This window comes from Blastopirellula sediminis, from assembly GCF_020966755.1.
Classification (GTDB): Bacteria; Planctomycetota; Planctomycetia; order Pirellulales; family Pirellulaceae; genus Blastopirellula; species Blastopirellula sediminis.
Genome location: NZ_JAJKFT010000010.1, coordinates 502,370 through 522,929, shown reverse-complemented (window position 1 = coordinate 522,929; position 20,560 = coordinate 502,370). Strand labels below are relative to the sequence as shown.

Below are 20,560 nucleotides of genomic sequence, written 5' to 3'. Positions count from 1 at the left end.
TCGTCTCCTTACGGCGCTTCGTCGCCAGCTTTTTCCATCCGCGCAGAGGCTTCGCGCCCAATTGCGCCAGCGGCGGGGTAGTCGGTGATGATTTCGCGATAGAGACGCTTCGCTTGGGCGGGGCGTCCCATCGTTTCGAGTTGTTTGCCGGCTCGCAGCAGCGCTTCGGCCGCCAGCGGTCGGTCGACGTTGTCGAGAATCGGGATCCGTAGATACTCGATCGTCGCTTGTTCGTGTTGATCGTCGCGGGCCAGCGCGTCGCCTAGCAATAGTCGTGGTCCGCTTTGCACGTTGGACGGCAGACGTTCAAGCTGTTTGCGGCGGGCGGCGACTTTGTCGGCGTCCTTAACCGGCGGTTCGGTCCGCCAGAGCTGCATGTCCGCCAGGATCGCCAATTCGGCCGGGGCCGACGTCTTTAATCTCTGGAGCACGGCGATCGCTTGCGTTCGTTCGGCGGCGCTCAAGAGGAAGCTGGCGCCCATCAACTGGGCGTAGGGGGAATCGCTTCTCTCGAGCCAGCCGATCGCGGCGCGATGCAAGTTGACGTCCGGCTCGCCGGTCTTCCAGGCAAGCGGCATTGCATCGAGGTACGGCGTGTAGGGATCGGACGCGACCAACGCCAAGAAGGCGTCGCCGGCGGCGTCGTTACGGCCGAGATTGCGCCGGCAACGTGCGGTCTCGGCGATCAGCAGCCGTTTGACCCACGGCCGCATTTCCGCGCGATACGCTTCTTGGAACGCGATCTCGGCCTCGGCGAATTTCTTTTGGGCGAACAGCGCTTGCGCTTGGCGCATCTGCTCGGACCAGTCGGACTCGACCTTCGCCACTTTGGCGGCCGGGATCTCGATCTGGCGCCCGCTGAGAGTCGTCATCGTCAGCGTTTCGCCGGTGTAATCGTTGATCTGGCCGACGTAAACTTCGGGCGCGCGGGATTCGACGCTGCGCTGGAGATAGACGCGATCTTCCGCAACGGCGACGACGGCGCTGCCGAGCGTCAGCAGTGCGATCAGACTAAGGCGAACGAGGTTCAACGGCGCGGCCTCAACTTCGAGGTATCGACGTAGGCGTGTTGTCCCCCGTTTTCCTCGGCCAGGCGAACCAGGAAGTTCCGGCGTCCGTCCCACGGGCCAACGCCGAACTCGATGGTGTTGATCACGGCGCTCCGGTTGCGGCGGCGGATGTCGGCCATCTCCTCTTCGGTGGGCGAACCGTCGGCGTCGGTCAAAAAGAAGATGACGTCGGCGTTCATCTGCAGCGCCATGTGGAGCGCCTTGAGATGGTTGGTCCCGCCGGTCGCCGAGATGCTGCCGACGAATTGTTCGGCGAGCGCTTTTCCTTGATCGTCCGCGAACATCAGCCGCGGCGTGCCGCCGAGCGGATTGAAGACGCGCGGCTCTTCGTTGTAGAAGATGATTTGAAACTGATGGAGCTTGTCGAGATCGCGGAGGCTCGTCAGGAGTTCGCTCTTCGCCGCGGCGAGCGGACGTCCGGCGGAGTTCCCCATGCTGCCGGAGCGATCGAAGACGTAGGCGAACTTGCTGCCGGTTCCTTCGATGCCGAAGACTCGCGTCTTGCCGGCGCCGTCGAGACCCGCTTTGCTTCCTCCTCCACCGCCGGTGAGTCCGCTTGCGCTGGGCAAGCCTGACGTCTGCGAGGCGGCGTCTCCCGCGTCGCCGGTCGGCAGGAAGCCGGCCATATCAAGCGGGGGCTGATCGACCGACGGTAAACTTTCGGAGAGGGACGAATCGGCGGTCGACGTGGAGCTGGCGGCCGACTCGTTGTCATCGGAATCGCCGTCGACATATTCAGTCCGGCCGTCCGAGCGTTCGGCCAGCACGATGCCGCCGCTGCGGCTTGGTTCGCTCGCCGCGCCGCGAGGTGTGGTGCGGATGGTGATCGCCAACACTACGATGATCGTCACATGGACCAGCATCGACATCGCCCAAGCCGGCATCGCAAAGCGGCGCGCGGCTTTCTCGCTCTCGGCCTCAGGCGGATGGATCGGCGTAATCATCGGACGGTCGTAAGTTGTTGTTGGGAAAAGGAGAAACGCGCTCTCGGCGCGGATTCTAGAGGGACGCTTACCTGGGGTCAACGTTGGATAAGCCATCACCGCTGCTAGCGGCGTCGTCCCACTTACGTATTATGCCCCGTTTTCGGATTTTGAAACAATTTTGGGGAGGGGAACCGATTTCGAGGAAGCGCGAGCCATCTAAACGGCGGTCGGCTTGTCGCAATCGCGGGGGTTTTCGGAGAGCAGGCGACGAATCGCCGAGAGGGCGGCGTCGAAATTGTCGGGCGCCAGAAACCCTTGGTGAACCCAATACTTGCGATTCTTCCGCCCGCTGATCCACCGCCCGCTAAAGGCGATGTCGCGTCCCTTGGTTTCGACTTCGTAGTTGCGGACTTCGTCGATGGTGAAAGTCCGTTCCGCCTCGTCGGCTAACATCGGCGCCGTCACGTCTCCCCAGAAGCAGCCATTCAAAACCAGGACTCGTTGGCTGGTGACCGCGTAGAGCATCTTTTCCTGGAGTCGTCTTTTGAAATAGGGAGCGAGCAGGCCCCGCCAGCCGACGGCGATGAAGAGGCTGGAGACAAGCGTCATGATCAGAACGAACGGCGACTGTTCGGCAATCGCCGTCCAAATAGAAATGACCGCTCCGGCTCCGCCCACAATCGCCAGGATGCCGCCAAACGCCATCTCTCCGAGCGTTTCGCTCCACTGCTTGTTCAGGTCGGATCGGCCGAGGTAGTAGACCTCTTCGCCCGGTTGCAGATGGGGGCGCACTTGCGGCAAAAGGGGATGCGCCGTCAGCGGCGTTTCTTTGGCGGGAGGCAGGTGAGCCGCATCGCGCTGCTCAAGTTCTGACTTCAAGAGATCGATCAGCCGTTCGGCGCCTGGGAGCAAACCGACCGGCAAGCGTACCTGCATGCCGTCGCGAAAGTGGATCGCCGTCCGGACGTCGGTCTCGGAACCGGACGAATGAGGGCGATGCGTTTTGACGCTTTCCAGTTGGTTCAAGTATTGCTGGTGGACCGTTGGCCACAGAACGGTCCGAAAGCTGAGCAGCTCATTCTCGAGCCGGAACCAGCGAATCGTCCCAAGCCAGGGACGCAGCACCAGATAGTAGCCGCCGGTCAGACTCAGCCCGCTGGTGACGACGGCGAGCGCGAGAAAGACCCACGGCGTTTGCATCTGCACGCCGGGTCGGCCGATGCCGAGCGCCAGCATCATCATGCCGAAGAGGGAGAGTCCGATCAGCAAGATGACGACGAAGATCTGTTTGACCATTACGGTCGCAACCGACGCGATGTCGAGATTCCCTTCCAGCCGATCGCTGCCGCGCTGGACCTGGGCGAGACAAAGCTTGGCAAGTTCCAGGCCGTTCTCCAGCGAGCGAAAGTCGATGTAGATCGAACTGCCGTCGCGCAGTCGAATGCGGACGCCGTGTTGATTGGTTTCCCAGGCCGGCATATCAACGACGTCATCGAGCGGAACCGACCGACGCGCGCGAAGCGGCCGGGTGAAGGTGAGGTTCGTTTCGTCGGCTTCGAACCAGGTGAGCAGGCTCATGATCCAGATCAAGATCGTCAGCAACCCGGCGACGCCGATGATCAGGGTCATGCCGCCGATGAGATATTGCCCCGGAAAATTGCCAGTCAGCGAGACGATCGCCGTCGCCAACGAACCGCCCGACAGCAGAAACGCCGCTGCGTATCGCTGCAAAAACTGGCGCCAGGAGAACTGCCCGGTGAGACTGACCATGGTTTTCCCCGCGTGGATGACGCGATTGCCGCGAAAAGGGGACGATCCGAGCGCCCGACGTTGCTGGGCATCCTCCCCCGAGCGGAGATTTCCCTTATAATTCAAGGATTATCGCCGTCCCCATTTTCCCGAGGTGGAAAGTGGCTCTTTGAGGAGTTGTCCGTTGCCGCTGCAAGTCGTTCATTATCCGCATCCCACGCTGCGTTACAAATCGAAACCGGTCAAACGGGTCGACGCTGATCTGCGCAAGATCGTCGACGAGATGTTCGAGCTGATGTACGAGAACCGAGGCATCGGACTGGCCGCCAACCAGGTTGACCTGCCGATTCGTCTGTTCGTGGTGAACCTCTCCGGCACGAAGGGGGAAGGAGAAGAGCTGGTCTTCATCAACCCGGTCATCTCGCGCCCGAAAGGGAACGAGGAAGGGGAAGAAGGCTGCTTGAGCTTGCCGCAGGTCTATGGACCGGTGAAGCGCCCAGCCGAGATCCAGCTCGACGCCTACAACCTGCAAGGTCAACTCTTCAGCAAGCGAATCGACGGCATGCTGGCCCGCGTCGTGCAGCACGAAACCGATCACTTGGACGGGATCATGTTCTTCGACCGGATGCAACCGGCCGCGCTGCAAGAGATCGCCTACGACATCGAAGAGTTCGTGATCGACTACAAGAGTCGCAAGGATGTCGGCGGATTGCCGACCGACGAAGAGATCGCCGAACGGCGGCAGCAGTATGAAGAGACGTATTGCTAACGGCGATGGGGAACGACGAACAAACGCATAACGCCCCAACATGGCGAACTACGAATGGTTCGCCATGTTGGGGCGTTTTTTCTGGGTGAACGCCTTACGCGTCCCCCTTCGGCTCACGTCCCTTCGGGTTCGTGTCCCGATTCGTTTTCCATGTCTTCGATGTACCGCCGGAGGCGTTCGTTTTCGTCTTGCATGTCTTTGATGCGGAGCATGTTCGAGACCCGCTTGAGCAGCTCGACTTTGTTGACGGGCTTCGAGAGGAAATCATCCGTTCCGGCAGTAACCGCACGTTCGATGTCTCCTAATTCGTTGAGCGCCGTCACCATCAGGATCATGATCCGCGAGGTGGCGGGGTCGCTCTTCAGTTTCTGGCAAACTTCAAAACCGCTCAGCTTCGGCATCATCACGTCGAGCAAGATCAAGTCGGGCTTGAACGACGCCGCTTTGTCGAGCGCATCTTGGCCGTTGACGGCGATTTCAGTCTCGCAATCGACCCCGGCGAGGTACGCTTCCAGCAGTTCAACGTTGGCTTGATTATCGTCGGCGATCAGGATTTTGTTGGTGTCGGCCATCTGCCCCTTTCCGTAGGCGAATATCTCGTTTCCTACGGAATTATAAGAGGAATCTCGGCAGACGAGAATGACGCTAGTTCGCCGCGACTCGGCGCCTGGTCGGCGCGGCCTGGCTCAGCTCCTGGCGGTATTCGATCGGCAAGACTTCCCGCTCGAGCACCTCCGGATCGTAAGTGGTCCATGTTTCCCGAATTCGACTGGCGTAGACCCGTCGCATGACGTGCATGTCGCGCCAGTAGCTGACGTAGGCGTCTTTGCTCCAGTCGCGCTGCGGCATTTGGCCGGGGCTTTTGATCAGCCGCCAGGCGCGAACCTGGAAGCGGCCGTGCGAACTGTCCCAGTCATAAAAAATGAGCTGGTCGATCACATGACGCCCTTGTTGATCGTAAAGGTGGTTGACCTCAATCAGGTCAACTTTATCGACGGCGGCCGTTTCCTGGGGAGCGGCCCCGGCGATCGCGAGCGTTAGAAGGCCCGCAGCGATGAGACTATTCATGCTCGTGTCCTTTCATCCATCCTTGGTTGAGGGATATACCCCTCGCCCTGTTCCGATAGCGGCGAAGGGTCGGCGAGACTCAGCGACGTAATGCCGCATGCGAAGAATGCTATGGCGAAATCTATGCCAATTCGTATGCGGGCTGCCGAAGTCCGGTCGTTAACCGATAGCAGCTAATGGCTTGCGGAAAATAAGAAATTCAGAAGCTAGGTCGCAGACACTATCGGTGAAATTGATAATGCGCGACTTTTTCGCGGTTCATGAAGAAAAATGCCTAACCGCTGCGCATGTGGGCGGCGAGAGTCGCCAGGATCTTTAGCAATAAAAAAAGGGGAGCCGTAAACGGCTCCCCTTTTAAGTTTAGGGTTTGCGGTCCGCCTTACGATTTTGTCGAATCGTCCGGCATCCGGACCATCTCGACCTTCTCGGTCTGGCCGCTAGCGTAGTGGATCAGGACCGGGGTTTGGTCCTTCGTCAGGCTATCCAGATCGGTCTGGAAGGTGACGCTTTGGTTGTCGCCGATCTGCCAGGCGACTTGCTGCGTCTTCAGATCGACGGCGCCATGGACCGGCTGACTGTTGCCGGTCAACGCGTGGTAGTAGGTTCCGGCGATCCCGCCCGACTTGCTGACCGCCAATTGCAGCAGCATCTTCGACGAGGTCGCGTCGGGGCTGTCGACGATCGCGTAGACCCCCAGCGGCATCCATTGTTCGCCGTCGTCGGCGCCCACTTCATTCGCGGTCGAGGCCAACTGCGAAGCGTCGGCCGCTTGTTGGGTGGCGTAGGCGGTCTGGTCTTCGACGGTCGCCCCTTCTGGGTAGTAGTACGAGTCGCTGTAGACGTAGGTGGTCGGCGTCGCCGCAGATCCGACGATCCAGCCGGCCAGAGCGCCGAAACTGGCCGCCGCCCAAGCGTCGGCGTGCGGATACTTGTACTGCCAGGCGTTCGGATGGCCGGCGTACCAGGCCGGGGAGAACGGTTTCGGTCCGTTGTTCCAGTAGCCGCTGACGTTGTTGTAGATCTGCCCGTTGCGAGCGTTGACGTTGATCTGGTTGTTGTTGATGTTGACGTTGCGGTCGTTCACGTTCGTGTTGTTCTGACGAATGTTCGTCTGACGAGCGTCGACGTCGCGATCGGTCACATTGCGGTCGGTCAGGTTCAGGTTGTTTTCGGTCAGATTGCGGTCGCTCAGATCGCGATTGGCCGGGTTCACATTGTCGCGAGCGCCGTCCAAGCCGAGGAAGTTGTTGAGCTGATCATTGCTCGGGCGACCACTGCCAATGGCGTTGCGATCGCCGAGCGACGCGCCGCTTCCTTGGAACTTGTCGAGGTTGCTCCCTTCCAGGGCGCTCGACAAGCGAGAGTTGCCGCCCAGGTTTTGCAGGCTGCGATCGCCGCTTCCCAGGTTGCTGCCGCCGGCGCTCGGTCGCGAAAGATTGCTGAGGTTTTGGCCGCCGCTAAAGTTGCCGCCGCTGAAGCTTCCGCCTGAGGGCCGAGCGCCACCGAGATTGCCGCCGCCGGAAGGACGAGCGCCGCCGCGCGGCCCCGCTTCCACGGTGAGCGGAGCGACAAGCAGAAGAGCAAGGGTGATCGAGAGTGAAGTAAGACGCAACATGGCGGCCAGTTCTCCATGACGAAGCGACAAATACGGGACGCCGCGGAGGGACGTCTTCCATCTTCAACATGGCATGGAAATGACGTCGTCGCGGGAGAGGGACACGCAGAAGGTCCCTGACCCCCGACAATCGGCCCGGCCCGATTGCTGCAAACGGGGCAATCGTTACGACCGATTCGGCGAGGAGTCGGCTACTAACACTACTCGCGCAATCGCGGTCAGGTTTGAGGAGAACGGTAAGGATTTTCGTCGTCGGGCATGGGAGCGAGCGGAAGCGAGTCCTTTTCCTCTTCGTGCGTCAGGTCGTCTCGCCGCTTCCAACCGTCCACGTGAGCGGAAAAGTCGCTGGCCTGGGCGAGACCGGGAAACGCGTCGAACGGAATGCGGATCGCCGACTTTTGTTGCAGGTCTCGGATATGAATCAACTTGAAGGGGAAGGAGACTTGCCCCACGGCAGGCCAGCGCAATGCGACGATCGACAATGGACTACGCTCGACCACACCTCGCGGCGTAATTTCGACGGTTCTTTTCGTTAGCAACGTAGCGGGGACTCGCCAGCGATTGATCACCTCTCGAACCAGCATCAACATCGCGAATGAAGTTCCATAGGCGAATACCAGGATCACGGCGACTAATGCGAATTGTTGTAATGCGTGGAACGGAGTAATCACTCCGCTCTTTAAGCGTTGGCCGAAGTCGAAATAGGACAGATAGGCGAGAAGTCCATTGCTTGCGGCCCAAAACAAAAACGCGACACCGTAGTCGTAAATCGTTTTCCGCGAGATACCGACCGATTTCATCGCCCCGGTCCAGTCGGTTGCGACGTTGCTATAGGTGACTGAGAAGCGTTGGTCGTCGTGAGTCCACTCCGGCAGGAAGGAATCATCCATGGTGGGAATGTCGCGCGCTGCGGCATGATAGGCGTGCGCCGCCGCAGCGAATTCGCGAGCCGCTTCGGGAGCGACGAAATGGCGATCTTCGATAATGTAGTAGCGTTCTAGCGGGTAAGTGATCACCAGCGCGTGATCGACATGCGACACCGAGTCGATGGCGAGCCACGATTGGCGCACGCGAAAGTCAACATGTTCCAATTCCAGGAAATCGGGCGAAATTCGCATTCGCACTTTTCCGGGCACGAACGTCGTTCTGCGAAGCTCATTCAGCGCCCGGAAAGAGAGCCAACCGGCCAAATAGAAGGCTACGGCAAGTCCGGTCGCGCCGATTGCCCAGAAACGCGAGGATGGGAGAATCGCGAAAGCCGGGACTGCGGAGAGCAACGCGAACAGAGGCATGGTTAGCAGAGACGCAGCGACTGTCGCCTTTGGTAACGCCCTAGCCAAATGCCGAACGTCTTCCGGCTGGTTCTCGAATTCGACTTCCATCGGAGTTTCGCCTAGGCATGCGGCGAACGAAAAGGATTCGCGTCGTCGACGATTTCCGCGGTGACCAATTCATCGTCGGTCACATTGGCGGCTTCGATCGCCGAACTGTTCCATGCCACCATATCGTCCAGGAACGCTTCGGCCGCCGACTCGTCGGGGAAGGCCGATACCGGGACGATGATCGCCGGAACCCCTGCTACGTCGTTGATGCAAAGAAGTTCGTTGTTGCGAACGGCGTCGCCGACGACCGGCCAGCGAATGGCCGACATTGCCCGCTGCGATTGGGAGACGAATCCCTGCGGATAAATCTCGAGGGTACGCGGCTCCAGCCAGGAGGGAGGAATTCGGAGGCGATTGGCCAGTTCGCGCAGCAGCAAAAGGGTCGAAAACGTATAGGCGATCGAGACCAAGGGGAGAAAGAGGAGCAACAGCATCTCCAGCAGCGATGAGAAGGGAGCCTGGCCTGTAGGCTTTTGCAGATCGCGGATCACCAAAAAGGCGAGCAAGCCTGTCGAGAGAATTGCGAAGGAAATCGGATAGAGGTAGCCGAGCCACGACTTTTTCGCCTTGCCGAACGTCTTCAGCGACCAGGTCCACTGGGCGATCGTGTTTTGATACGAGACGGAATGGTGCGTCTGGGCATTGGTCCAAGCGGGGAGGATCGAGCGATCGCCGATCGCCGGATCGATCTCGTTCGCCGCGGCGAGATAGCTGCTGGCCGTTTCCAAGAATTGCTGAGCCGCTTCCGGCGATTCAAAATAATGCTCGCGAATGATGTAGCCCCGCCCCAACGGCTGCATCATGACGATGGCGTCGTCGACGCGCTGCACCGATTCGAGCGACTGCCACGCTTGCCGCGAGCGAAACTCGGGATGTTCCAGTTCAAGGAAGCTGGGAGTGATCCACATCCGAATGCGACCGCGGGTCACCTTGCCGGCCCGAAACAGGAGCCGCGTCTTCCAGAGGATCCAAAACGCGCTCCCCGTCATCGCGAACAACATCACAAAGCCGACGCTCGAAAATCGCGACGCGATGAGCAGACTGCAGGCCGGCGCGGCGGAGAGGAAGACCAGCAGCGGCGCGGTCAACCGAGCCTCGAGGACCTTCCACTTCGACTGCGAACGGAGGGCGTATTGAATGTCTTCCGGTTGGTTTTCGTATATGACTTCCATCACGAGCTGCCAGCGAAAGGAGAAGAGGACCGCCTAAGGGGTGGCGCCATTGTGCCCCACTTCGCGGCGCCGCTCAAGCTTTGGGAGAGCGATACGGGTTTTCTTCATCCACCAGGGGCGAATCGTCGGTCGGCTCTTCTTCCTGCTTGGGTTTTAGCGCCGTCTCGTGCCACACGATCGCTTCCTGGGCGAAATGTTGGGCCTGACCGTAGGTGGGAAACGAGTCCTTTGGCGCGAGGACGCAGACCTGGCCGTCGGCGACGAAGTAGATGAACCCGGTATCGTGCAGGATGCTTTCGTAATACTGCCAGTTCGAGCAATAGATGGCGAACGACGTCATGCTGATGACGCCGGCCGGTGAGATGAAGAGGTTCTGTTTCGCCAGCCATTGATCGGGAACCGTACGTTCCCGGCGCTTCTCTCGCATAAGGAACAGCAGCGAAATCGTCCCGACGTACCAGAAGATCGCCGAGGCGACGAGCGAAAACGCGGCGAAGCCGATGTGCTGCACGTTGAACGCCATGAACATCATCGCAACGAATAGGACCAGGTAGAACGAGTTCCGCGCGACTCGCGAAATCCAGCTGCGCCAGTTCGGATCGGAGCTTCCCTTTTCGAGCGCGTACGCCCAGTCGGATCGAGCGGTTTGATACTCGACGCTCAGGCCCGCTTCGCGCGTCCAGGCGACGAAGAAGTCGTCGTCGTACAAGCCGATCGCGGGCAACGACGCGGTGCGGGCGGCGGCGAGATACGACTGAGCCGTCTGGGCGAACTCACGCATGTCGTCAACCGCGCCGAACGCACGCCGTGGAATGACGAACGAGATCGCCGAGTCGACGTGGATGTGCAGGAAGCTGTCGTGAATGACGATCTCTTGAATATGCGACCAGGCGGTCCGGCCCCGGTTCCACTGGAACTCATGCTCCAGGTAGTTGGGATTCAAACGAAAGCGGATCACGCCGGCGGCCGGCGCGTAAACGTCATCCGGTTTCTGCAATAGCCGCTTCGCATATTGAAACAGCACGCTGAAATAGACGATCCCAATCATCAGCGCGACCCAGCGAAATCCGAGCACCAGGGACGGGATCACGCCGGGAAGACCTACGAGCACGCCGCAAACGATCAACAGCAGATTGGTCCGCCAGGTTTGCTGCGAACTGCCGACGCCCGAGATGGCGGCCGCATCGTGGGAATGACTTTCGAACTCGACTTGCATAAGGCTTTGAATTTAGGCATGGGGAGATCGAAACGGGTTATCGCCGTCGGCCGCTTCCGCCGCAATCGCGTCGTCGGCGACTTCCGCTTCCTCCGGTTGTTGGGCATCCTGCCAGTATAGCTGCGCCTCGTCGGCGAATTCTTGGGCCAGTTGCGGCGTGGGGAAGGCTTTTTTGGGGACGACGCAGATGTGCTGCTGATATTGATTCTTCAAGGCGAGAAACTCGACGTTTTGATCGACCTGCGACAGGTTCTTCCAATCGCCGCAGAGGGTCATCAGGGAGGATTGGAGGAAGTAGCCTTTCGCCCCCATCGTCAGTCGTCGCGGCGTCAGGAACGTCGCCGGCATGCGGATGCGATTCACCCACCGAACCACGGTCGAAGTGCCGATCAGCGCGGCGACAAACCAGACGACCGACGCAAAACACATGAGAATGCCGAAGTCGCCCCCCAAGTCGCGAGCCGGAGGGGACGCGGTAGCGGTCGGCGCAGGATACGCTATCCCCAGTGCGAAAACTCCAAGGGCGCCGGAGAGCCAGGCGAAACTGAGGAGCGTGCTCACATAGACGTTCGGTCGTTTGGTGGGAGGGACGCCGTTATTGGCGACGAAGGCCAGTTCGTCGGCCTTGTTCTGATAGTCGATCGATTGCGTGATTCCGCGAGCCCAAGTCGGAAAGCCTTCGTCTTCCTGGGACGGAAAATCTGCTCCCGGCGAATCGCTCGCAGCGGCACGATATTGTTCCGCGAGTTCGACGAATCGCGTTTTCTCTTCTTCCGAGGCGAAGGCGCGCGTCGGAATCAACAGATGCGTTTTGGTCTTCAACAGCAGCTGAATGGCGCCAGGTAAAGTATTGACCTTTTCAAACAGCGACCAGGCGACCCAGGACGTTGCGTGCTCTTCTCCCTCGACGAGCCCTCGCGGATCAAGGTGGATGCGAATGCGGTTGCCGGTGAGGAATTTCTTTCGCTCTTGCCGTTTGGCGTGAATGAGCATCCAGATCCAGATCGCGGAGAAGATGGCCAGGAAGATGGCGCCCGAGATCGGGCGGCCGCTGACAAAGTAAGGGAGAAACGCCGGACCGCAGTAGACGAGGAACAGGCCGAAAAAGACGGCGAGCTCCATCCACCACGACGGCGGAGGCGCCGCTTCTTGAAAAGCCAGCCGGTCCGCATCGTTGGTTTCAAACTCAACTTCCATCACCCTCGCCGGGATTACAGCTTCAAGTACTCGCGGGCTTGCTGCACCACTTCCTTCAAGCTGCCGGGTTTGAACGGGTTTTTCAGACCGGCGCTGTCGACCAAGCCCGAGAAGGGCATCGTTCCGCCCCGTTTGCAGAGGTCGACGTAGTCGTGCATCGCCGTGGCGAAGTCCCGTTCTGAGCGAACCCAGAACTGGAGCGCACAGCACTGGGCCAGGGTGTAGTCGATGTAATAGAACGGCGACATGTAGATGTGCCGCTTTTGCTGCCAACGGCCGCCGCTGGAAACGTGGGGCAAGTCGCCGTAGTTGGTGTCCGGCAGGTAAAGCCGTTCCATCTCTTGCCAGATCGCATGCCGACGTTCGGGCGTCGCGTCCGGCTCGGCGAAGATCGCATGCTGGAAGTGATCGACCGCCACGCCGTACGGCAGGAACAAGAGCGACGTCAGCAGATGAATGCGGCGGAAACGTTCGGCGGCGTCGCCAAAGAACATTTCCATGTGCGGCCAGGTGAGAAACTCGAGACTCATCGAGTGAATTTCGCACGCTTCGTAGGTCGGCCAGACATGTTCGAGCAGGGCCGCGCCGTCAAAGCTGCTGTAGCACTGGAACGCATGCCCCATCTCGTGCGTGAAGACTTCGACGTCCCCCTTCGAGCCGTTGAAGTTGGCGAAGATGAACGGCAGCTCTTCGCTCGGCAAGCTCGAGCAGAAACCGCCGCCTGCCTTCCAGGGGCGAATCTTCAGGTCGAGCAGGTTCTTGTCGCACATTACCTGGAAGAACTTGCCGAGATCGACGTTCATGTCGTTGAACATCTTCTGCGCCATTTCGATCTGCTGCTCGTACGTGCCGAGCGGCGCCGGATTGCCGGCGCTATCGAACAGCCCTTCATCCCAGAACATCAAGTCCTCGAGATTCAGGGTATCTTCCTGCGTGCGGTGGATCTCGCGGCAGAGAGGGACGACATGCTCGCGCACTTCTTCGCGGTACCGCGCGACGTCTTCCGAACCGTAGTCGGTGCGCGACATGCGGCGATAGGCGAGTTCGACGAAGCTGTCGTAGCCGAGCTTTTGGGCGATGCCGTGGCGAATCGCGACCAGATCGGCGTAGACCTGATCAAGTTCGGCCCGATTGGCGGCGAACCATTGCCACATCGCGCGGGCCGCGCCGTAGCGGACGTCCCGATCGGCATGCTCTTCGAACTTCGAGATGCTCGAGAGGTTGTACTCTTCTCCCTGGAACTCCACCTTCGCGCCGGCGGTCAGTTCGTTGTAGCGCGAGACGAGCTTCGACTCTTGAACCAGGTCGTCATGGATGCAGGGATCAAACGTGCTGTTCTGCACTTCCCACAGCTGGAACGCATGCGCGCCGAAGATCGCTTCGAGCCGCGGCCGCACCGGCGTTTCGACCAGCATCTTTTGGATGTTGACGTTCAGCTCGGTCAGCTTCGGGGCGATTTCGTCGCGGTAGTCTTGCGCCGCTTTGAAGTCGGGGTCGTGCGTTTCTTGATTGAAGCGAATCTCGACCAGGTTGCTCCACGACTCCAGCCGGCGGCGCGTCTGATCCCATTTGCACACGACCGCTCGTAGCGCATCATCGGACGTATCCGGGCCGCTTAATGCGAGCTCGAGCTCGGTTTTGAGCGTGGCGTATTCTGCCGTTACCTCATCCAGGTTGGGATTGGGGAGGCAGAAGTTCGAAAAATCATCCATGGTCGAAAATGGGGAAGGTGGGACGGCTCGCGGATTCTTCTCACGCTCGGCTCAACGTAACCGCCGACCGGGAGTGCGTCTAGCGGCGAAGAGCAGTAGTACCATTGGGTTTCTTGTACCGAGCAGGTCCATTGTTTGTTTGACTTGACGCAGCGCGGCGTTCAAGATGGATGGACGGCACAGAGTGGGCGCTCCGGCATTCTGGCCGTGATGACCCACCCCGAGAAAACTCATGGCCGAAGAATTCTACCTGAAAGCAAACGAAAATGCGCCGGAGACAGGCCCGTTTTCGTCGAAGAAGATGCGGCAACTTGCCGCCGCTGGGCAGATTACGCCCGAGACCCTCGTGCGAAGGGGGGAAAGTTCGTGGGTTCATGCGTCGAGCGTCCGCGGATTGGAGCTGCCAAGCGGTCCGCCGCCGGTCGCAGCCCCTCCGGTTGCGGCGGCTCCGACCACACCTGCTGCCGGCGAAGTGCCGATGGGGATTCCGGTGACGCCGACCGACGAGGTGACCTCCTCGATTCCGACAACCGCGGACGACGATCACGGGATCTCGCTTCCATCACGACTTCCTGATCCGACCGGCAGTACCGGCGAAGCGCAATTTCCGTCGCTCGGGGATGAGCCGCGCGCCTTCGATGAAGATACGCCGACCCCGCCGTCGATCACAGCGCCTCCTCCGCCGCCACCGGCGCCTCCGGCCGCAGTCGCCGTGGCGGTCGAACCGAAGAGCGAGGAACCGGAAATCTCGGAGATGATCTCCGTCGCGCCCAACGAAAAGGGCGCCGGCAAGGGAAAGAAGAAAAAGGGGAAGGGGCGGGCTGCGCGCGCCGCGTCGGGCAGTTCCAGTTCAGGCGGAGGACTCGGCGGGCTCTTCAGCTTCAAAACGATGATCGCCCCGTCGGTGATCAAGATTGTTTACTACCTTGGGTTGGCGCTGATCGTTCTGGGATGGCTCGGCATCAGCGGCGTCATCTTCGTCGCAGGAATGGCGAACGAGGGACTGATGGCCGCAGTTGGCGGCGCTGTCGCCTTCTTTTTCGTTGGAGGCATTATCGCCCTGCTGAAGATTCTGGGGCTGCGGATCGGCGCGGAGGCGGTGATCGCCTACTTCCAAGCGGTCGAAGATCTGGCGGCAATTCGCTCGCAAAGCGAAGAGAAGGACTAAAACGGCGCGAGCTGGGCGCCAGAGAGAGTCGCTCGCGCCGCAGCGCCATTGCCTGTGCGTAATGGCGCCATTTGCTGGAGCAAAAATCGTCGACTACCTTTTCGGCTCGACGATCTTGGTATCGAGTTGGATCAGCGTTGTGCCGATGTGCGGCCCGCGGTGCTTGGAGGTGCAGCTTTTGCATCCGCTGCCGCAGCCGGGCTCTTCCTTGCCGACGGAACGCCACATCAAGATGGTGAGGTAAATCCCGCTACCGGCGATAAAGAGGAGAACGCCGACGTTCTGTAATACGTCTGACATGCTTACGCCTCGAGATAAGTGGTCCTGCTACGACTCTTATTATACGGAGACGATCGGCGTTTCGGTCAAGAAAGCGGCGATTCTGTAGATCGCGAAGGCTCCGACGTAGGCCAGCGTCGTCATGTAGACGAAAGTGAAGATTGGCCATCGCCAAGAGTTGGTTTCGCGTTTGATCACCGCTAAGGTCGCCGCACACTGGGCGCAAAGGGCGAAAAAGACCATTACCGAGAGCGCGACCGGCAAATTGAACAGCGGTTTGTCGGTATCGTCCCAGGTGGCGGCCTGCAGTTTCTCACGCAGTGGAAGCGATTCCGCTTCTTCCTCGTCCCCCATGTCGAAGATCACCCCGAGCGTGCCGATGATCACTTCGCGAGCCGGAAACGACGCGAGCGTCGCACAGCCGATCCGCCAGTCCCAACCGAGCGGGCGAACGACCGGTTCGATCCACCGCCCTGCCCGACCGAGATAGCTATCGCGAAGCAATGCGCCGGAGATGCGGTGGTCGAGGGCGGCTAGTTCTTCTTCCAGCGCGGCGATTTTCTCCTCGTCGGTCGCTTGTTCCAGTTCGGTTTCGACCGCAGCCAGACGCTCCAGCTCCGGAGCGACGATCGCTTCGTTGTGCGGATAGTAGGCGGCGGCCCAGACCAATACCGACGACGCAAAGATCAGCGTCCCGGCACGGCGAATGAACGACCACCCTTTCTCGGCGACGCGCAAGCCAACGGTGCTCATCGACGGCCATTTGTACGACGGCAATTCCAACACGAACGGCGGAGTCGCGCCGCGGAGGATCGTCTTTTTCAGGACGAACGCGACGATCACCGCCGCCACGATCCCAACCAGGTACATCCCGGCGAAGGTGAGCGCGTGCGAATTGATCAGACCGCCGGCGAATGAGTAAGGCGGGACGAACGCCGCGATCATCACCACGTAAACCGGGATGCGAGCCGAGCAGCTCATCAGCGGCGCGATCAACATCGTCACCAAGCGGTCGCGGCGATTTTCGATTACGCGGGTCGCCATGACGCCGGGGATCGCGCACGCGAAGGATGACAGCAGCGGAATGAACGACTTGCCGCTGAGGCCGATGTTCGAGAACAAGCGGTCCATCAGGTAAGCGGCGCGGGCCATGTAGCCGCAGTCTTCCAGGATCGCGATGAAGAAGAACAGGATGCAAATCTGCGGCAGAAAGACGAGCACGCCGCCGACGCCGGCGATCACCCCGTCGACTAGCAGCGAGCGGAACGGGCCTTCCGCCAGGTTTGAGCCGACCAGTTCGCCGAGCCATTCAAATCCCGCTTCGATCCACCCCATCGGCACGCCGGCGACATAGTCGCTAAAGACCGTGGTGAAGACGAGCATCATCAGCAGGGCGAAGAAGATGGTGCCGAAAATCGGATGGGTCATCACCCGATCGATTCGATCCGAGAGCGGCGGCGGAACCGGTTTCCGCTCGACCACGCCGCGCAGCGTTTCGCGGACCCAGCCGTAGCGCGACATCGCTTCGACCGCAGGAACCGGGGCGCCTGATTCTTTCAGACGTTTCCGGGCCTCTTCAATGAGTTGGTGAAAGTCTTCGCCGCCGAGCTTAAGTTCGCATTCGAGGTAGCCGCTGGTGTCGAGCAGCAGTCGCTCGACCAGGTATCGAGGCGCCGAGACGTTGCGGGAAACGAGTTGTCCTTGCAGTCCGGCCACTTCTTCCCGAAACGCCGGCGGAAAAGGACTTGGGTACTCAGGGGGCGCTTGGTGTTCGATATTCGCGAGCGCTTTGCGGAGATCCTGAACCCCTTCCCCTTGGTTGGCGCGGGTGGGGATGACCGGAACGCCGAGCCGCTGCGACAGCAGCTCAACATCGACCGTGACCCCTTTTTCGGCGGCGGCGTCGATCATGTTCAGCGCGACGATCGTCGGCAGACGAAGCTCGAGCACTTGGCTGAGGATGTAGAGGTTGCGCTCAAGATTGCCGGCGTCGAGGATCACCAGCACCGCTTGCGGTTTCCGTTCGGCCGGTAAGCGGCCGAGCAGCACGTCGACGGCGACCATTTCGTCCGGCGATCGCGGGGCCAGACTGTAGGAGCCGGGCAAGTCGATCAGCTCGATCGCTTTGTCGTCGATGCGGAAGGTTCCATGTTTCTTTTCGACCGTCACGCCCGGATAGTTGCCGGTCCGCTGACGAACGCCGGAGAGGGCGTTGAATAGCGTCGACTTTCCGGTGTTTGGATTGCCGATCAGGGCGACGGCAATTGGTTCGGTCTGCTGCTGAATCGACATGAAAACTCAGGAAAGAAGCGGCTACGAGAATTTATCGGTGACCAGAACGCGCGACGCTTCGGACTTGCGGAGCGACAACCGATAGCCGATCAACTCGATCTCAATCGGGTCCCCCAGCGGAGCGTAACCAACGACCTCTAGTTCAACCCCTGGCACCAGACCCATCTCGAGCAAGCGAACCGAGATGTCGTCGTCCCCTTCGATCGAGCTGACGGTGACTCGATCACCCACTTTGAAGCCAGAGAGGGTCTTCATGCGACGGTCGCGACCGGCTGAACGAAGACTTGCAGGTGGGCGCACTCACGGAAACAGAGGGAGCATCCATTCACACGGACGATGCAAGGACTTCCTTGCTGGACCACCTGGACGACGGCTCCGCATCGCATTCCCATCTCGGCCAAACGCTTCACGTCGTTCAGGTCACCCAGGACGTCGGCGATTTCGGCCGTCTGACCGATCGGTAGCATGTCGAGAGGAATCATAGTAATCAGGTGGGCTTGTTGGTATTGAGATTAAATCTCAGTCGCGTGCATTAAAATTTAACCGCTCACCAACCCCGATGCAAGACTTTAGATTCAGTAAAGCGGAGAATCGCGCCAATGGATCCGTCTCCCAGGTGGTTAATGCCGGAGCGATTACCAAGTTCTACCGAAGTTTTTGGGCAGACACTGGGAACGCAGTCGCAACTGGAGCGTCAAAGCACATCGATGGACTGTACTTTTTTTGTCCAAGGTAGCGGTGTAGAGTACCCCTGCTATCGGCCGGGTTCGTCCGCTGGGCGGCGACGATCGTGTTTTTAGATTCCCCTGTTAGGAAGCGATAATGAGTGACGAGGGCGAAACCCTGAACGAACAGATCGGCGGCTGGGTCGCCGTCATCGTGATCACGATTTGTGCGCTCATCTCCGGCGGCTTTATGCCTGACTGGAACGTCCTGCCCTATGTAGTCTGGCTGGCGATCGCCGGTCTTGGCGGCGCGATCGGCGTCGCGATCTACACGCAAAATTGGCTACACGGAACGATTGCCGGCGTCATCATCGGAGTTGGCGCCGTCCTGGGCGTTCATGCGTACATTATCGCCCGTTCGATGCTACTTGAAGGTTGGCCGTTCTTTAAGTTGGAACTGATGCTAGGCGGAGGCCTGGGAGCTTTGCCGGGTCTGCTCTATTTGTTCTTCGTCGCCAATCGTGATTGAGTTGGAGGCGAAGCGGAAACCGCTCGCGTCAGTCCCACCAAAGATAGACGACGCTTGACTCCGAAATGATCCGCCCCAGTTCTTCCTCCGACTCGACTCCCTGGTCGACGATATCGGGGCAGAACTCGTACAAGTCCGAGCAAAACGCCGGCATATCGTCGGGTAGCTGCAACAGGCGGAACTGGATCGTGTCGGTCTCGGCATGAAAGATGTCGATGCCGAATTTCGCATCGTACTCTTGCAGCTTCCGCACCAGATCTTCGGTATCCATGTCGAAGTTCGCCGCATCAGTCTGGGCGATCCGCAAGATGTCGAACTGATTGTCGCCGCATGCGACCACCACTTCGCTCCCCTCGGGATCAGCCCCTTCCGCCAGCGAGCGCGTGCAGCCGACGAAAGCCAGAATCCCCGGTCCAAGTTGCGGGCGAATCTCACCAAGGATCTCGAACGAGTCGTCGAGCGAAACGGCGACCGAGCGCGCTGCCGGGTTTTGATCGCGACCAAAATCACGCGTCGCGTAGGGACGGACTTCCTGGCCAGATAGCTCCGCCAACAAAGCGGCGGCCTCGTCAAGATTCATCAGGTTACCTGAGGTGCGATAGATTTAAACGGTTAGCCCAGGTAGCTTCCGCTACCTGGGCCTAACCCAAATACGTCTAGACCTTCACCTTGCGACCTTTGACGACCGCTTCGGTTTGCTTGTAGCAGAGCAACAGCGCGTCGGCGGCGACTTCGCCGGAGAGGATTTCGGACGGCGTGCCCGATTCGATCGACGCGGCCGCTTCTTTCATCTCGGCGATGAACGCTTCGACCGGATCGCCGCCGGCCAGTTTCGGCTGCTTCGATTTCCCCTTCTTCGGGATGACGGTCAGCGGCATCGAGAGAACCGGCTTGTCGTCGATCACGCAGAAGTCGAACAGCATCGTCGCTTCTTCAAAGTGAATCTCGAAGCCATGGGCGAACGAACGAGTCGGCTGATCGATCACGCCGGCGTTCAAGTTGACGACCAGGCTCTTGTCTGCAAACTCGAACTGCGAGCTGACGTATTCGACCACGTCGCCCCGCATGCGACCTTGGCTGGTGACTGCGGTCGGCATGCCGAACAGTAAGCGGATCCAGTGCGAGTCATGAATCTGCAAGTCGACCATCGGGCCGCCTACTTTGACCGGATCCCAGAAGCCGTCGACCCAAGTCGGGTCGGAGATTGTGCGTTTGAAGCTGCCGCCGAGGACTTTGCCGTATTGGCCGCTACGAGCCGCTTTGAGGGCGAAGTTGTATTCCGGGAAGAACGGCAGCGAGTGAGCGGTCAGCAGCATTTTGCCGGTCTTTTGCGACGCTTTCACCATCTTCTTGGCGTCGGCGACGGTCACCGCGATCGGCTTTTCGACCAGGACGTGCTTGCCGGCTTCAAACGCCTTGATGGTGTAATCGGCGTGAATGGCCGGGGGCAAGCAGAGGTCGACCATGTCGATCGAGTCGTCGGCCAGCAGCTCTTCGTAGGTCGAGTAGCCGGCGATCCCCTTCAGATTGATCTGTTCGCCGGGAGGACCGAAGTTCCCCTTGATGCCGCGCCAGTCCCCTTTCAAACGTTTGGGATCGCGCGAGCTGACGGCGGCCAGTTTCATCGAACGAACTTTTTGGTAGGCCAGATAGTGAATCCAGCCCATGAAACCGACGCCGACGAGTCCAACGCGAATCATGGTTTGCTTGCTCCTGTTGTAGCTTTCGAGAGTAGTTGAGGGTCGCCGAGC

At 59.9% G+C, this 20,560-nt stretch carries 20 protein-coding genes; 3 read left to right on the top strand and 17 right to left on the bottom strand.

All coding sequences use genetic code 11. From position 1 onward, the window contains the following. Positions 1-8: 8 nt before the first annotated feature. The 3 genes from LOC68_RS13745 to LOC68_RS13735 all read right to left on the bottom strand — a co-directional run bounded on the left by LOC68_RS13745 (position 9) and on the right by LOC68_RS13735 (position 3,766). The gene (locus tag LOC68_RS13745; protein ID WP_230219543.1) at positions 9-1,031 is read right to left on the bottom strand and encodes a tetratricopeptide repeat protein; all 1,023 of its coding nucleotides are present in this window, start codon (positions 1,029-1,031) and stop codon (positions 9-11) included. Further along, complete coding sequence (locus LOC68_RS13740; RefSeq protein WP_230219541.1) at positions 1,028-2,014, bottom strand: hypothetical protein; 987 nt, start codon at positions 2,012-2,014, stop codon at positions 1,028-1,030. The genes LOC68_RS13745 and LOC68_RS13740 overlap by 4 nt, the downstream gene beginning before the upstream one ends. Positions 2,015-2,212: 198 nt before the next feature. Further along, a complete protein-coding gene (locus LOC68_RS13735) occupies positions 2,213-3,766 on the bottom strand; it encodes a hypothetical protein (RefSeq protein WP_230219532.1) in 1,554 nt (517 codons plus the stop codon). 163 nt (positions 3,767-3,929) lie between these two features. Here LOC68_RS13735 and def point away from each other — a divergent pair, with 163 nt between their 5' ends. Continuing rightward, positions 3,930-4,514 carry a peptide deformylase gene (gene def / locus LOC68_RS13730; RefSeq protein WP_230219530.1) on the top strand — a complete coding sequence of 195 codons (585 nt, stop codon included), beginning with the start codon at positions 3,930-3,932 and terminating at the stop codon, positions 4,512-4,514. Between the two features lie 113 nt (positions 4,515-4,627). On the opposite strand, the gene LOC68_RS13725 is transcribed toward def, so the two are convergent. The 8 genes from LOC68_RS13725 to LOC68_RS13690 all read right to left on the bottom strand — a co-directional run bounded on the left by LOC68_RS13725 (position 4,628) and on the right by LOC68_RS13690 (position 13,876). Next, entirely contained in the window at positions 4,628-5,086 is a 459-nt protein-coding gene (locus tag LOC68_RS13725; protein WP_230219528.1) for a response regulator, read from the bottom strand. 73 nt (positions 5,087-5,159) lie between these two features. Beyond that, on the bottom strand, positions 5,160-5,582 hold the full coding sequence (locus tag LOC68_RS13720) for a hypothetical protein (RefSeq protein WP_230219526.1): 423 nt from the start codon (positions 5,580-5,582) through the stop codon (positions 5,160-5,162). Between the two features lie 379 nt (positions 5,583-5,961). Further along, on the bottom strand, positions 5,962-7,197 hold the full coding sequence (locus LOC68_RS13715) for a hypothetical protein (RefSeq protein ID WP_230219523.1): 1,236 nt from the start codon (positions 7,195-7,197) through the stop codon (positions 5,962-5,964). A gap of 218 nt (positions 7,198-7,415) precedes the next feature. Continuing rightward, on the bottom strand, positions 7,416-8,315 hold the full coding sequence (locus tag LOC68_RS13710; protein WP_230219521.1) for a hypothetical protein: 900 nt from the start codon (positions 8,313-8,315) through the stop codon (positions 7,416-7,418). 275 nt (positions 8,316-8,590) lie between these two features. Beyond that, on the bottom strand, positions 8,591-9,751 hold the full coding sequence (locus LOC68_RS13705) for a hypothetical protein (RefSeq protein ID WP_230219519.1): 1,161 nt from the start codon (positions 9,749-9,751) through the stop codon (positions 8,591-8,593). A gap of 73 nt (positions 9,752-9,824) precedes the next feature. Then, complete coding sequence (locus tag LOC68_RS13700; RefSeq protein ID WP_230219517.1) at positions 9,825-10,967, bottom strand: YcxB family protein; 1,143 nt, start codon at positions 10,965-10,967, stop codon at positions 9,825-9,827. Between the two features lie 12 nt (positions 10,968-10,979). Continuing rightward, positions 10,980-12,164, bottom strand: a complete 1,185-nt coding sequence (locus tag LOC68_RS13695; protein WP_230219515.1) for a hypothetical protein — start codon at positions 12,162-12,164, stop codon at positions 10,980-10,982. Positions 12,165-12,178: 14 nt separating this feature from the next. Then, positions 12,179-13,876, bottom strand: coding sequence for a M3 family oligoendopeptidase (locus LOC68_RS13690; protein ID WP_230219513.1), 1,698 nt, complete (start codon positions 13,874-13,876; stop codon positions 12,179-12,181). Positions 13,877-14,108: 232 nt separating this feature from the next. On the opposite strand from LOC68_RS13690, the gene LOC68_RS13685 reads away from it, so the two are divergent. Next, positions 14,109-15,044, top strand: a complete 936-nt coding sequence (locus LOC68_RS13685) for a DUF4282 domain-containing protein (protein WP_230219511.1) — start codon at positions 14,109-14,111, stop codon at positions 15,042-15,044. Positions 15,045-15,137: 93 nt separating this feature from the next. Here LOC68_RS13685 and LOC68_RS13680 read toward each other — a convergent pair whose 3' ends face one another. The 4 genes from LOC68_RS13680 to LOC68_RS13665 are packed head-to-tail and all read right to left on the bottom strand — an operon-like array spanning position 15,138 to position 18,097. Beyond that, complete coding sequence (locus LOC68_RS13680; protein ID WP_230219509.1) at positions 15,138-15,344, bottom strand: hypothetical protein; 207 nt, start codon at positions 15,342-15,344, stop codon at positions 15,138-15,140. A 39-nt stretch (positions 15,345-15,383) separates the two neighbouring features. Next, on the bottom strand, positions 15,384-17,615 hold the full coding sequence (gene feoB, locus LOC68_RS13675; protein ID WP_230219501.1) for a ferrous iron transport protein B: 2,232 nt from the start codon (positions 17,613-17,615) through the stop codon (positions 15,384-15,386). Positions 17,616-17,636: 21 nt separating this feature from the next. Beyond that, positions 17,637-17,870, bottom strand: coding sequence for a FeoA family protein (locus LOC68_RS13670; RefSeq protein WP_230219499.1), 234 nt, complete (start codon positions 17,868-17,870; stop codon positions 17,637-17,639). Further along, the gene (locus LOC68_RS13665; RefSeq protein WP_230219497.1) at positions 17,867-18,097 is read right to left on the bottom strand and encodes a FeoA family protein; all 231 of its coding nucleotides are present in this window, start codon (positions 18,095-18,097) and stop codon (positions 17,867-17,869) included. Before LOC68_RS13665 ends, LOC68_RS13670 begins: the two co-directional genes overlap by 4 nt. 340 nt (positions 18,098-18,437) lie before the next feature. Here LOC68_RS13665 and LOC68_RS13660 point away from each other — a divergent pair, with 340 nt between their 5' ends. After that, positions 18,438-18,809, top strand: a complete 372-nt coding sequence (locus tag LOC68_RS13660) for a hypothetical protein (RefSeq protein ID WP_230219488.1) — start codon at positions 18,438-18,440, stop codon at positions 18,807-18,809. Between the two features lie 28 nt (positions 18,810-18,837). On the opposite strand, the gene LOC68_RS13655 is transcribed toward LOC68_RS13660, so the two are convergent. Together LOC68_RS13655 and LOC68_RS13650 are read right to left on the bottom strand one after the other, a co-directional pair. After that, positions 18,838-19,389 (bottom strand): DUF4253 domain-containing protein, encoded by a 552-nt coding sequence (locus LOC68_RS13655; RefSeq protein WP_230219486.1) that lies wholly within the window; start codon positions 19,387-19,389, stop codon positions 18,838-18,840. 76 nt (positions 19,390-19,465) lie between these two features. Next, complete coding sequence (locus LOC68_RS13650) at positions 19,466-20,509, bottom strand: Gfo/Idh/MocA family protein (RefSeq protein WP_230219484.1); 1,044 nt, start codon at positions 20,507-20,509, stop codon at positions 19,466-19,468. Positions 20,510-20,560 lie beyond the last annotated feature (51 nt).